A 13,201-nucleotide genomic window follows, 5' to 3' on the forward strand; every position below is an offset into this window, starting at 1 on the left:
TGCCTACGACAACTGCGAGAGAGAATTGTCCGGATCGGTAGACCAACATGTCGCGAAACTACGCGTTTCCTATGGGAAACGTCGCAATCAGGTCTGTTGATAACATACGTGAGGTATACATAGTTCGCATGAACACGCCTTACTGCCTGCACTATGCCCCGGACAATGCTTCGCTGGTCATCCGGCTGGCGCTGGAAGAGATGTGCCTGCCCTATGAAACGGTTCTGGTAGACCGCCGCCAAAGCGCACAGGACAGCCCGAAATATCGCGCGCTGAACCCCAATGGGCTGATCCCGGTATTGGAAACACCACAGGGGCCGATCTTCGAAACCGCTGCTATCTTGTTGTGGCTGGCGGATACGCATGGCCGGCTGGCCCCTACCCCCATGGACAGCAACCGCGCCGCGTTTCTGAAGTGGCTGTTCTTTGCCTCCAATACGCTGCACGCTGATCTGCGTATTCTGTTTTACGCCGAAAAGTATATAGACGCAGCGCAGGTCAATCCTTTGCGCGCCGGTATCCGCCCTCGTTTGCGCCAGCACTTGCGCCAGCTTGATGAAGTTGCGAAAAGCGCGCCGCCCTGGCTGAGCCCGGACATACCATCGGTCCTGAGTTATTATCTGGCCTGTCAGATGCGCTGGATGGCGCTCTATCCTGCGAAGGCTGATCGCAGCTGGTTTCAGATCGCTGACACGCCGCATCTGCAGCGAATGCTGATGCAGTTGGAGACGCGCCCCGCCACACGCGCCGCAATCGCGGCCGAGGGTTTAGGGGTTACACCCTTTACCTCACCAACCTATGCTAACCCACCGGAAGGCTTTGCTACCTGATATGTTTCTGTCTGTCTTCGATATGTTCAAAGTGGGCATTGGCCCGTCCTCGTCCCATACGATGGGGCCAATGGTTGCTGCCGCGCGGTTTCTGGACATGATGCGCGCCTCTCCGTTCGAATTTTCAGGGCTGCGCGGGTCGCTGCACGGGTCGCTGGCCTTTACCGGTGTCGGCCACGCAACCGATCGCGCCACGATCCTGGGCCTGGCCGGATTTGTGCCCGACACATATGATCACGAACGGGCCGAGGCCGCACTGGCTGGCATAAGTGAGACCCACAGCGTGACCCCCGAAGGATTGCCCACGCTGCAGTTCGATCCCAAGGCCGATCTGGTTTTCGACTATGAAAACAATCTGCCGGGCCATGCTAACGGTATGGTCCTGATGGCCACGGACGCACAGGGCGACGTGATCCTGCGGCAGGTCTATTACTCGATCGGTGGCGGCTTTGTTCTGACCGAGGAAGAACTGGCCCAGGGCAAGGCAACAGATGAAGGTGCACCGGTGCCCTTTCCTTTCAAATCGGCGGTCGAGATGTTGGACATGGCCAAAACCAGCGGCAAAAGCATCGCCGAGATGAAGCGCGCCAACGAGATCGCGCGCGGCTGTGCAGACAGTTTTGCCAAAGGCACCGCGCGCCTCTGGCAGGTCATGAACGACTGTATCGAGCGCGGTCTGACCACCGACGGCATTCTGCCAGGCGGTTTGAACGTGCGTCGTCGCGCCAAAGGCATCTATGACGCGTTGATGGCCGAACGTGGCATGAACCTGAACGCGCCCCACACGATCAACGACTGGATGAGCGTTTACGCCATGGCCGTGAACGAAGAAAACGCAGCTGGCGGTCAGGTGGTGACCGCCCCCACCAATGGTGCTGCCGGGGTTCTTCCAGCGGTAATGCGCTATTATCTGGACCATGTACCCGGTGCTTCAGAGAACCACATCGAAGATTTCATGCTGACTGCGGCCGCTATTGGCGGGCTGGTCAAATACAACGCCTCAATCTCGGGCGCCGAGGCCGGGTGTCAGGCTGAAGTCGGCAGCGCCGCAGCCATGGCTGCTGCCGGGCTGTGCGCGGTTATGGGCGGCACCCCGGAACAGGTGGAAAATGCCGCTGAGATTGCGCTCGAGCATCATCTCGGCATGACCTGTGATCCTGTCGCCGGGCTGGTTCAGGTACCCTGTATCGAACGCAACGGGCTGGGTGCGATCAAGGCGGTATCAGCGGCCTCCTTGGCCCTGCGCGGAGATGGTCACCATTTCGTACCACTGGACGCCGTCATCGAAACCATGCGTCAGACAGGGCATGACATGCATGAAAAATACAAGGAAACGTCATTGGGCGGTTTGGCGGTGAACGTGCCGAATTGCTGAAACAAAGCAGGGAAGCATGATGGATGGCCATTGTCTTTGCGGTAAAGTTTCATTTCAGGTGGACCCGCCTGTTCTGTCCTGTGTGACCTGCCACTGCGACAGTTGCCGCAGACAATGCGCGGCCCCGATGACGGCCTATTTCGGGATCCGCGATGGACAGCTGACTTGGACGGGCCAGGCACCAAAGACATTCGCATCCTCACCCGGCGTAGAACGCAGCTTTTGTCCTGATTGCGGCTCGCCGATCTCATTCCGGTCCGACACGATGTCCGGCGTGATGCATCTGTATGTGGCCCTTCTGGACGACCCTAACCAACTGCAGCCCACGCTGCATGTCGCGCATGAAGAGCAGCTGGGCTGGCTGAAACTGGATGACGGGCTGCCGATCTGCATCGGCCCGGACTACACCAAAGTACAACCGCTGCCCGACCCCTAGCTTTCGCCTTTCCCCGGTTCAATCAAATCGCTAGCGTCTCATCATGACACAGGACCGTCCCGTTTTTGGCATCGTGCTGATGCTTGGCTTTTGCGCGCTTGCACCCTTGGGGGATGCGGTCGCCAAATTACTGGGTGAAACCGTGCCGCTTGGAATGCTGGTCTTTGTCCGGTTTGCCATTCAAGCCATGTTGTTGGTTCCGCTGGTCGTCTGGACCGGCAGACCCTGGCGCATGCAGGGGCGTATATTTCGCCTGGCTGTCATAAGAACCCTGCTGCACATCGTCGGCATCGCCGCGATGTTCTCTGCCCTGCAATACCTGCCGCTGGCCGACGCTGTGGCCATCGCCTTTGTTATGCCGTTTATCATGTTGCTTCTTGGCAAACTGGTACTAAAGGAAGAAGTCGGCAAGCGACGCCTGATTGCGTGCCTTGTGGGCTTTGGTGGTACATTGCTTGTCATTCAACCCAGCTTTGCCGAGGTCGGATATGCGGCTTTGCTTCCACTTGTCGTCGCGGTGGTGTTTGCCCTGTTCATGCTCGTGACCCGGCAAATTGCAAAAGCTACAGATCCCATTGCTCTGCAGGCCGTGTCGGGCGTCATAGCTTCTGTCATCCTACTGCCTGCCCTGTTGGTGGGAACACCCGCCGGAATCTGGGAGCTGTCCCTGATTGCTCCGAATTTGGGCGATGTCTGGCTTTTGCTTGCAATCGGGCTTCTCGGCACGGTCGCACATCTGTTCATGACCTGGTCGCTGCGATATGCACCCTCTGCAACATTGGCCCCGATGCAGTATCTCGAAATCCCAGTCGCTACGGTGTTTGGCTGGCTGATCTTTCACGACCTGCCCGACGGTGTCGCCGCTTTGGGCATATGCATCACCATCGCTGCCGGCCTCTATGTCATTCTGCGTGAGCGGGCCAGCGCCCGGACGGCACCGACAGAAGCGCCTGCATGACCTGATCCAGCATCGCCCTGGGAAACATTACCAAAAGGCCCGGCCCATCCATACGCAATTCAACCGAGCCCAATGCGCGGTTGGACGTTCCGACAGCGCCGTTCGGCTCCATCACCAAACCGTCGATTGGCCATTCAAGGCCGCGGCTTTGCCCTGATACACGCTGCAATGGAAACAATGAGACGACATCTCGAGGCGCCATAGAAACCGAGATTTGGGGGGGTGCGTGAAAGATAATCTCACTTTCGCCAATCAGAATACAGGGCTGATCTTGCCTGCGAACCAAGACGTTGAGTGCTGCTAACTGGTGATCCAGACGCCCCCCGAGAAAACCGACCCCAATCACCAGCGGCGCCTCGACACTGCGCAGGGCCTTGTCGAAATCCGTGCTGTTTTGTTCGCTAATTGGAAACAGTCGATCCAGCGGAATCTGATCTTTGTGATCCGAATCGAGCGAATCAAAATCACCGATAACAGCGTCTGGAATGCGCCCAATTCCCAACAAACTTGCCGCCCCACCATCCGCGGCGACGGCCAATTTTGTGCGAATCAACGCCAAATCCAAATCTTCAGGGCCAATTTGACCGCTTCCAACCAGCGTGATTGACTCTTTCGAACGTACAATTCGCGTCTTTTTCATGAGATTGATCATTTTTTCCGGGTTTTGACACATTGAGACCACAAAATGATAGGTTCATGGACAAAGTTCTGAGCCAATAGCTCTGCCCACGACCGGGCTGATGGCTCGTGTAGTTTGTAGAGGACGTACGTCTGATGGTACAGAATAACAAGGTTTTGACAGTTTCCTACGGAACCTTCTCGTGCACTTTGGAAGGATTTGACGATTCTTTTGAAACGATGAAGTCGATTGCCGAATACTTCCGCGACCTTGCAGCGGATGACAGGTATTTTGGGTCCGAGCCCCCGCAACCAGACGCCGAAATGCTGACCCGCATTGCTCAGCGAGATGCGACGCGTAAAGTCGAAGCCAGCCAGAGCGAAAACGGATTGCTTCTGCGGGCGCAAGACCGTGCCGCTTCACCGTCCCTTTCTACCGCGCCCATGACCCCGCCCAGTACCCCGAGTGCTCCGGCCTATACCGCTGCCCCCTCACAGTCAGCGCCCATCGCAGAGGCCGAGCCGGTTGAGGGTCGACCCGAACCTGCCGCCGATAGTATCGCCGCAAAGCTGCAACGGATCCGGGCGGTAGTCTCTCATAGCGAAGAAAACTCGGTGATCTACGCCGAGGATGAAGATTCCCCCCTGATGAAATCCGAAACCGGCCCAACTGATGCCGTATCGGCTGCCTTTCAGGCCGGAACTCTGACCCCCACAGATCTGGCCGAATCCCCCGCGGCCGATGCTGAGGTTGAAGCGGCTCAGGAATTTGAGCCCGAACCTCAGATGGACATGCCCTCACCCGTCGCGGAAGAGGCAGAGATCGAAGGCCCGGCCCAAGAGACCCCCGCCGTGCCAGAAATTGATGTCGCACCCATCGCCGACGATGTGACCACTGTCGAGGCAGAAGAGGTTTTGTTTTCGGATCTGAGTGCCGAGACGGACGAAGCCGAGAGCGACGAAATCGACAATATCCTGACAGAAGACATTTCGGCGGACGCAGACGAACCTGAAGAGGTTGCCGGCTATTTGACCGAAGAAGACGAGGAAACTCTGCTTGACGAAATCGCCAGCGTCGAAGCCGTGTTGTCCGCCCGTGCATCCGAGCCTCTGCCTGAGGAACCGAACCTGGACGAGGACGTTTCTCGCCTGATGGAAAAGGCGGTCGAACAGATGGATGATCCCGCGACTGCCACTCAGCGCGAGACATATTCCCGTCTGCGCAATGCAGTGGCCGCAACCAATGCTGATCGTGCAGATGCGCTGAACCGTAATCAGGCTCAGCAGATCAGCCCGCGCCGCCCCGAAAGCAATGTTACAACTGCCCGTCCCAAGGCAGAGCCTGCCGCTCCCCTCAAGCTGGTTGCTGAACAGCGCATCGACAATAAAGACGAGGATGAAATGGGGCCGATTTCTCCGCGCCGTGTAAAATCCAAACCGCTGGGTCTTCCGATCGAGGAAAGCGGCTTTGCGCACTATGCGCAGGAACAGGGCGCACAATCTCTGCCGGACCTGCTGGAAGCTGCGGCATCTTATCTGTCGTTCATCGAAGGACAGGAACAGTTCTCGCGCCCGCAACTGATGAACAAGATCCGTTCTCTCAAGCAGGACGATTTTAATCGCGAGGAAAGCTTGCGCTCATTCGGGCAACTGCTGCGCGATGGCAAGATTGAGAAAGCTGGCGGAGGTCGGTTTGCGGCTTCGGACGAGATCGGGTTCCGCCCTGACGGAGATGAACGCGCCGCAGGCTGAATTCAAACCGAAAAGAAAAAAGGGCCGGAGACCAACTCCGGCCCTTTTTCATTGGGCGATCTTTTGTGGGCAGGCGTATGAACCCGTCGCAGGATGAGCCCCAAATTGGCCGCTCAGTCAGAGGACCCGTTAGGATCTTCTTTTCCGACACCTTTGAAGATGAATTTGAAAGGCAGAGCCCACAAAATGCCGAGCGCTACATATACCAGAAGTTCCAACCATATTGGTGGCCGGTCCAACCAGTTTATCACCGTCACCACCGCAACGATATAAGCCGGCAGGCCAATCAGCAGCAGCACCATCGACCAACGACGACGCGCTTTATAGCTCAGGCCATTTTTCTGTTCGCCCGCCATCAGTCAGCAAACGGGTCTGTCACCAAAATGGTGTCATCCCGCTCTGGGCTAGTGGACAGCAATGCAACCGGACATTCGATCAACTCTTCGACCCGACGCACATATTTGATGGCATTTGCAGGCAAGTCCGCCCAACTGCGCGCGCCTTCCGTTGATTCGCTCCAACCAGGCACCTCTTCGTAGATCGGAGTACATCGTGCCTGCTGATCGGCTGCAGTGGGAAGATAATCCAGACGCTTACCGTCAAGGTCATAGGCAACACAGATTTTCAGCGTCTCGAATCCATCCAGCACGTCCAACTTGGTTAGCGAAATACCGTTTACGCCGCTAGTGGCACAGGTTTGGCGCACCAGACAGGCATCAAACCAGCCGCAACGCCGCTTGCGCCCGGTGGTGGTACCAAACTCGTGCCCACGCTCACCCAGACGCTGGCCATCCGCATCATCCAATTCGGTTGGAAACGGCCCTTCACCCACACGGGTCGTGTAAGCCTTTACGATGCCAAGGACAAAATCAATCGAGCCGGGCCCGATGCCGACACCGGTCGCCGCCTGACCGGCGATCACGTTGGACGAGGTCACAAACGGATAGGTTCCAAAGTCGATGTCCAGAAGGGCACCCTGCGCGCCTTCAAACAGAATACGCTTACCAGCCTTGCGCTTTTCGTTCAGTACTTTCCAAACGGGTGCTGCGAAAGGCAGAATCTCGGACGCAATTTCCCTCAGCTGAGCAATCAGTGCATCGCGGTCCACGGGTTCGATCCCCAATCCCTTGCGCAGCGGGTCATGGTGCTGCAGCGCGCGATCTACGCGTGCCTCAAGGGTCGCTTCGTCTGCCAGGTCAGCAACCCGCACAGAACGCCGCCCAACCTTATCTTCATATGCGGGGCCGATTCCACGACCGGTGGTCCCGATCTTGGTTCCTTTGCTTGCGGCCTCTTCGCGCGCGCGGTCCAGTTCACCGTGGATGGGCAGGATCAGCGGGGTATTCTCTGCGATCATCAGCGTTTCGGGCGATATCTCGACTCCCTGCGCCTGGATCGTTGCGATCTCTTTCAGCAGGTGCCAGGGATCCAGAACAACGCCATTGCCGATGACACTCAGCTTGCCGCCACGTACCACACCGGATGGCAGAGCGTGCAACTTATAGACGGCACCGTCGATTACCAACGTATGACCGGCATTATGCCCGCCTTGAAAACGCGCGATCACATCGGCCCGTTCACTGAGCCAATCGACGATCTTGCCTTTTCCTTCGTCACCCCACTGGGCGCCGACAACAACCACATTGGCCATATCTGGTCCTTTTTGCGCTGAGATATCAAACCCGGCTCGTATAGCGATGTGTCAGCGACAGGGAAACCGATAATTCGCCGCAGATCATAACCACGCTGTGCGTGGTGCCTCCGGCGGAGGTATTTTTGGCCAGGTGAAGAGAAGATCCCTTGCTTCATCTGGCACAAAATATCTCGGGGGAGTCGCGGCTGGCCGCGGCGGGGGCAGCGCCCCTTTTCTAGCCATTCGACAAATGAATGGGTTCACCATGTGGAGTCGTCAGATAGGCTTTCTCCCAATCCAACGATACTGCAGCGACATCACTTGGGTTCGCGTCACCCATTTCGGCTAAAAAGGCCTCGAGTGTTTCCAGCCAGGCATGGAAATAGTCGTTGCCACCATTCAGCTCTTTGCTCAGACCATGGCGTTTTAGCATCTTCGAAAACCGATCGGCCCATTCCGACCATTCGAATCGTCCCGCTTCATTCAACGCGACCGTGACCGCAAAGACCTGTGCATGCCAGGGCTCTGCGAATGCCAGCTCGGGTAATGGCTGTGCGTTACACTCACTCATCGGGCACCAGATAGCTTTGCCACAGATCTAATATGACCTCGTCATTTCGGTTCTCGGGATCGGCCCAAAGCTCAGAGGCTGGGAATGCAACCGCATATAATGGTTCAGGTGCCTCTCCCAGACCATGAGCATTGGAATCCGGCAAAACATGCGTCCCATGCAGGCGTAATATCCGACCGCAAGCGCCAGAAGCGTAAGATGGCAACCTGGTATGACCACCGTTTTTCAGGCGGTTGGCAGCCGGTCGTACTGTACGCACCTTTTGGCCGGGATCAAACTGCACCGCGATATTCGAGGGTCGATCAGCCGGACCGCCTTTGGACAGTGCGCCCTCTACCGCCCCGGCTGTCAGCGCGCGGGAAGCCAAAGGATGTGAAGCATCCGTTCCTTGGCCCAGAAGGTCTTCCAAAGTCAGGACCCCCTGCTCTACCAACAGATCTACAAGTGCTGACACCCATTTTTCGTAGTAAGAGAATCGTGCATAGTCTTTGGGCGACAGTCGTTCGCGTGCATGGCGCGAGATGTCGATATTCCATTGTCCCAGAAACCCGGCAGCCAATGTCAGTGCCAATGCGCGCCCGTGCCATTCTTCTGGGAAAATCGCTGCATCTTGGGATTCGGGGATCACCGGACCGTCGCCGAACCGTCCTCCCATATCGTGAACGCGGGTCATGACGGCACCTTTGGCAGGCCGGTTCCGATCATACTGTCACGGGTCACAAGCGCGGTCAGGTCGTCTTCGGTCATCCCATCGGTGCCATCGGGGCGCATGGGTAGAACAAGATAGCGTATCTCGGCCGTTGAATCCCAAACCCGCACGGCTGTTTCATCCGCCAGAGAAACTCCGAACTCTGACAAAATTTTACGCGGCTCACGCACGGCCCGCGCACGATAGGCATCCGATTTATACCACCCCGGTGGAATCCCCAACAAAGGCCATGGGTAGCAACTGCAAAGCGTGCAAACGACCATGTTGTGGAGATCAGGGGTATTTTCGACAACAACTATGTGCTCGCCTTGCCGACCGTAAAAGCCAAGCTTTGCCACCTCGGGCGTTGCATCCTTAAGCAGTGCGGCCTTAAAGGCCGGATCAGTCCAGGCTTTGGCAACAACCCGGGCGCCGTTCTGCGGGCCAATCTTGTTTTGGTAGGTGTCGATGATCTCATCCAAAGCCGCCGGGTCGATCAAACCCTTGCGGGTCAGAATCGTTTCCAGCGCCTTGACGCGCAGGGCGGGTTCGGGTGGCAATAAGGCGTGCGGGTGGTCGGGATCGTCATGTGGCATAGGCCGCAGCCTGCTTTACCATCCCCTTGCCTGTCCAGTCTCTTTGCTGTGATCCCGAAGATCACTTGGCGTGATGGTAACTCGTGACTTGCCCCCGGAACCAAACTTGCATAAGTACCTCGCGATACACGCCACGCTGTACAGGACCACCATGGAAAACGTCGTTCTCATTATCCATCTTCTTCTGGCTTTGGGCCTGATCGCCGTCGTCCTGATGCAGCGGTCCGAAGGCGGCGGCCTTGGCATGGGTGGCGGCGGAGGCGGTGCCATGGCTGGCCGGTCGGCTGCAACAGCATTGGGCAAGGTGACCTGGATTTTAGCCGCGTGCTTTATCGTCACTTCGATCACGCTGACCATTCTGGCGGCACAAAAATCCTCGGGCAGCTCTGTGCTCGACCGGATTGGGACACAGGCACCGGCCGCGACCGAAGAAAGCACACCGGCGATTCCGTCGGCAGATGACCTGTTGCCTCCGGCGCAGGGTGACAACGCGCCTTTGATCCCGCAGGCCAACTGACACACAAAACCTAGAAACCGAAAAGAGAACTGCAACAGCATCTTGCGGTTCTCTTGCGCTATTGGCGCGAATCCTTTATACGTGAAGTCCCGTGATGCAGCGGTTTTTCTTGAACCGCCGGGCAGCTGATATTGACGTCTCACGGGGAGCAGCCGAAAAACATGGCGCGTTTTATTTTCATCACTGGTGGTGTGGTTTCATCCTTGGGCAAAGGATTGGCTTCGGCGGCTTTGGGCGCGCTGTTGCAAGCCCGAGGGTATTCGGTGCGTCTGCGCAAGCTGGACCCCTATCTGAATGTCGATCCGGGCACGATGTCGCCCTTTGAACATGGCGAAGTCTTCGTCACCGATGACGGGGCCGAGACCGATCTGGACCTTGGCCATTACGAACGTTTTACCGGCGTAGCCGCGCGCAAAACCGACTCGGTCAGTTCCGGGCGGATTTATTCCAACGTGTTGGAAAAAGAACGCCGCGGCGATTACCTGGGCAAAACCATTCAGGTGATCCCGCACGTCACCAATGAGATCAAGGATTTCATCGCCATAGGCGAGGATGAAGTCGATTTCATGCTGTGCGAGATCGGCGGCACCGTGGGCGATATCGAAGGCCTGCCCTTCTTTGAGGCCATCCGCCAATTCAGCCAGGACAAACCACGCGGCCAATGCCTGTTCATGCACTTGACCCTGCTGCCCTACATCAAAGCCTCGGGCGAATTGAAAACCAAGCCGACCCAGCACTCGGTAAAAGAGCTGCGTTCGATCGGTCTCGCCCCCGACATTCTGGTCTGCCGGTCCGAAGGCCCGATCCCGACCAAGGAACGTGAAAAACTGGCTTTGTTCTGTAACGTCCGCCCCGATAGCGTGATTGCTGCGCAGGACCTCAGCACCATCTACGATGCTCCGCTTGCCTATCACCGCGAGGGACTGGATCAGGCGGTTCTGGATGCCTTCCAGATCAGCCCTGCCCCCAAGCCTGATCTGACCAAATGGGAAGACGTCAGTGATCGCATCCACAATGCCGAGGGCGAAGTGAAGGTCGCCATCGTCGGTAAGTACACCCAGTTGGAAGACGCCTATAAGTCGATAGCCGAGGCGCTGACCCATGGCGGGATGGCCAACCGTGTCCGCGTCAAGGTCGAATGGGTCGATGCCGAGGTATTCGATACCGAAGAGGCCGCCCCGCATCTGGAAGGCTTCCACGCGATCCTCGTGCCCGGCGGATTCGGTGAGCGCGGTACCGAAGGCAAAATCAAGGCTGCGCAATATGCCCGCGAACATAAGGTGCCCTATCTGGGCATCTGCCTGGGCATGCAGATGGCCGTAATTGAGGCCGCGCGAAATGCCGCTGGCATCAAAGAGGCCGGGTCCGAGGAATTCGACCATGAATCCGGTAAAAAGCGGTTTGAACCGGTGGTCTATCACCTGAAAGAATGGGTGCAGGGCAATCACAAGGTCGAACGCAAAGTCGGTGATAACAAGGGCGGCACCATGCGCCTGGGCGCCTATGACGCGGTTCTGGCCGAAGGGTCAAAAGTGGCCGAAGTCTATGGCGGCACCGCCATCGAGGAGCGCCACCGCCACCGCTATGAAGTGGACATCAAATACCGCGACAAACTGGAAAAAGCTGGTCTCAATTTCTCAGGCATGTCTCCCGACGGGCGGTTGCCAGAAATCGTCGAGTGGTCGGATCATCCGTGGTTCATTGGGGTCCAGTACCACCCCGAGCTGAAATCCAAGCCGTTCGACCCGCATCCTTTGTTCCGCGACTTTGTGCGCGCTGCCAAGGATACCTCGCGTCTGGTCTGACACCAGGCACGAAAGCAGATTGTATCGGTCAGCGCGAAAAGACTGTACGCGCTGACCCTTTGCACGGTTAACTGTCCGCAACTCAGAGATAGGAGACCGGCCATGACCGATCAGATCACCAATGCACTGACATTCGCGGCCCTGCACAAAAAGGGCGAACCGGTTATCCTGTACAATATCTGGGATGCTGGCAGTGCCGGTGCCGTGCGCGACGCTGGCGCCCAAGCCATTGCCACCGGAAGCGCTCCTGTTGCGATGGCACAAGGGGTCAGCGACGGCCAAAACATCCCGATGCAGGCCGCGCTGGACAATGCTCGCCGGATTGTCGAATCCGTTGATCTTCCGGTTACTCTGGATTTCGAAGGTGCGTATGCGGCTGATGCTCAGGGTATCTCTGTCAATATCAGGCTGGCCCTTGAATCCGGCGTTGTCGGCTTCAACTTCGAAGACCAGATCATTGGATCAAATGAGTTGTACGATATTGAAACTCAGGCCGCCCGTGTCAGCGCGATGCGTGAAGGCTGCGATGCGGCTGGCGTTCCTGCGTTTATCAACGCGCGGACCGACATTTTCCTGAAGGCGCAGCCCGAAACCCATGATGATGCGATGCTGGAAGAGGCAATGGTCCGAGCACAAGCCTATTCAGATGCAGGGGCCAGCGGATTCTTTGCCCCCGGCCTACGGGATCAGGCCATGATTGCCCGGTTGGTAAAGTCAATCGACCTGCCGCTAAATATCATAGCATTACCCGGCACACCGGACACCGCCACTTTGGCTGGGCTGGGAGTCGCGCGTATAAGCTATGGCCCTGTACCCTATCGGAAAATGCTGGCCTGGCTGCAAGACGAAGCGCGAAAGGTACTCTGACCCAGCGCGCTATCCGGCTCTAGCAGGCGGTCTTTTGATCATTCTGAGCCTTGCGCGATAGTCCGTGCTTGGCGGGTTATCAAATATGGAATAATCTCTGACCATGTTGAAAAAACTCTTTCAGGCTTTCCGCCCGCCACAACACGACAATCTGCCCGACCCAGACGCTGAACTTGCACTCGGGGCGCTTATGGTGCGCGTTGCACAAGCGGACAGGGATTATAAGCTGGAAGAGATCAGCCTGATCGACCGTATCCTCGCCCGACTTTATCAACATAATGCGATCGAAGCCGCAAAGGTCCGCGCCACCTGCGAGAAACTGCACGCAGCCGCACCGGAAACGGACACGTTCGGTAAGCTGATCCGGGAAACCACGGACCTGCACGAGCGCTTGGCCGCTTTGGATGCCCTCTGGGAGGTGGTTCTGGCCGACGGGAATACAGATGAGGGCGAGATGAAAATCGTCGAAGAAGCCCGCATCGCCATGGGTCTGAGCTTTAACGACAGCAAGACCGCCAGAAAGCGTGTGCAAAGACGCTTGGAAGAGGCGTAAGG

15 protein-coding genes are annotated in these 13,201 nt (G+C 57.3%); 9 read left to right on the forward strand and 6 right to left on the reverse strand.

Annotated features, from left to right (window positions below; genetic code table 11):
- Positions 1–128: 128 nt before the first annotated feature.
- Genes AC2FJW_RS02720 through AC2FJW_RS02735 form a run of 4 tightly spaced genes read left to right on the forward strand, consistent with a single transcriptional unit; the run spans position 129 to position 3,599 of the window.
- Positions 129–830 carry a glutathione S-transferase family protein gene (locus tag AC2FJW_RS02720; protein ID WP_496749150.1) on the forward strand — a complete coding sequence of 234 codons (702 nt, stop codon included), beginning with the start codon at positions 129–131 and terminating at the stop codon, positions 828–830.
- A 1-nt stretch (position 831) separates the two neighbouring features.
- On the forward strand, positions 832–2,205 hold the full coding sequence (locus tag AC2FJW_RS02725; RefSeq protein WP_142634582.1) for an L-serine ammonia-lyase: 1,374 nt from the start codon (positions 832–834) through the stop codon (positions 2,203–2,205).
- Between the two features lie 19 nt (positions 2,206–2,224).
- A complete protein-coding gene (locus AC2FJW_RS02730) occupies positions 2,225–2,641 on the forward strand; it encodes a GFA family protein (RefSeq protein WP_496749151.1) in 417 nt (138 codons plus the stop codon).
- A 43-nt stretch (positions 2,642–2,684) separates the two neighbouring features.
- Positions 2,685–3,599, forward strand: a complete 915-nt coding sequence (locus AC2FJW_RS02735; protein ID WP_496749152.1) for a DMT family transporter — start codon at positions 2,685–2,687, stop codon at positions 3,597–3,599.
- Here the strand turns inward: AC2FJW_RS02735 and AC2FJW_RS02740 are convergent.
- On the reverse strand, positions 3,544–4,239 hold the full coding sequence (locus AC2FJW_RS02740; protein WP_496749153.1) for a thiamine diphosphokinase: 696 nt from the start codon (positions 4,237–4,239) through the stop codon (positions 3,544–3,546). The genes AC2FJW_RS02735 and AC2FJW_RS02740 overlap by 56 nt on opposite strands.
- A 134-nt stretch (positions 4,240–4,373) precedes the next feature.
- Between AC2FJW_RS02740 and AC2FJW_RS02745 the strand changes: the two genes are divergently transcribed.
- Complete coding sequence (locus tag AC2FJW_RS02745) at positions 4,374–5,969, forward strand: hypothetical protein (RefSeq protein WP_271946328.1); 1,596 nt, start codon at positions 4,374–4,376, stop codon at positions 5,967–5,969.
- A gap of 113 nt (positions 5,970–6,082) precedes the next feature.
- On the opposite strand, the gene AC2FJW_RS02750 is transcribed toward AC2FJW_RS02745, so the two are convergent.
- The 5 genes from AC2FJW_RS02750 to nthA all read right to left on the reverse strand — a co-directional run bounded on the left by AC2FJW_RS02750 (position 6,083) and on the right by nthA (position 9,457).
- Complete coding sequence (locus AC2FJW_RS02750; RefSeq protein WP_142634590.1) at positions 6,083–6,325, reverse strand: DUF2842 domain-containing protein; 243 nt, start codon at positions 6,323–6,325, stop codon at positions 6,083–6,085.
- Positions 6,325–7,620, reverse strand: a complete 1,296-nt coding sequence (locus tag AC2FJW_RS02755) for an adenylosuccinate synthase (RefSeq protein ID WP_142634592.1) — start codon at positions 7,618–7,620, stop codon at positions 6,325–6,327. Before AC2FJW_RS02755 ends, AC2FJW_RS02750 begins: the two co-directional genes overlap by 1 nt.
- 217 nt (positions 7,621–7,837) lie before the next feature.
- The gene (locus AC2FJW_RS02760; RefSeq protein ID WP_496694990.1) at positions 7,838–8,173 is read right to left on the reverse strand and encodes a nitrile hydratase accessory protein; all 336 of its coding nucleotides are present in this window, start codon (positions 8,171–8,173) and stop codon (positions 7,838–7,840) included.
- Complete coding sequence (gene nthB, locus AC2FJW_RS02765; RefSeq protein WP_496749154.1) at positions 8,166–8,846, reverse strand: nitrile hydratase subunit beta; 681 nt, start codon at positions 8,844–8,846, stop codon at positions 8,166–8,168. The genes AC2FJW_RS02760 and nthB overlap by 8 nt, the downstream gene beginning before the upstream one ends.
- The gene (gene nthA, locus AC2FJW_RS02770; protein ID WP_496690784.1) at positions 8,843–9,457 is read right to left on the reverse strand and encodes a nitrile hydratase subunit alpha; all 615 of its coding nucleotides are present in this window, start codon (positions 9,455–9,457) and stop codon (positions 8,843–8,845) included. The genes nthB and nthA overlap by 4 nt, the downstream gene beginning before the upstream one ends.
- Before the next feature lie 151 nt (positions 9,458–9,608).
- Here nthA and secG point away from each other — a divergent pair, with 151 nt between their 5' ends.
- The 4 genes from secG (at position 9,609) to AC2FJW_RS02790 (ending at position 13,199) form a co-directional block, all read left to right on the forward strand.
- Positions 9,609–9,974 (forward strand): preprotein translocase subunit SecG, encoded by a 366-nt coding sequence (gene secG / locus AC2FJW_RS02775; protein WP_142634600.1) that lies wholly within the window; start codon positions 9,609–9,611, stop codon positions 9,972–9,974.
- A 161-nt stretch (positions 9,975–10,135) separates the two neighbouring features.
- On the forward strand, positions 10,136–11,779 hold the full coding sequence (gene pyrG / locus AC2FJW_RS02780; protein WP_496749155.1) for a CTP synthase: 1,644 nt from the start codon (positions 10,136–10,138) through the stop codon (positions 11,777–11,779).
- Positions 11,780–11,881: 102 nt separating this feature from the next.
- Positions 11,882–12,646, forward strand: coding sequence for an isocitrate lyase/PEP mutase family protein (locus tag AC2FJW_RS02785; RefSeq protein WP_496749156.1), 765 nt, complete (start codon positions 11,882–11,884; stop codon positions 12,644–12,646).
- 103 nt (positions 12,647–12,749) lie between these two features.
- Positions 12,750–13,199 carry a tellurite resistance TerB family protein gene (locus AC2FJW_RS02790; protein WP_142634606.1) on the forward strand — a complete coding sequence of 150 codons (450 nt, stop codon included), beginning with the start codon at positions 12,750–12,752 and terminating at the stop codon, positions 13,197–13,199.
- The last annotated feature ends 2 nt before the right edge of the window (positions 13,200–13,201 follow it).

The sequence above is a fragment of the Ruegeria sp. CDSA020 genome (genome assembly GCF_059612345.1).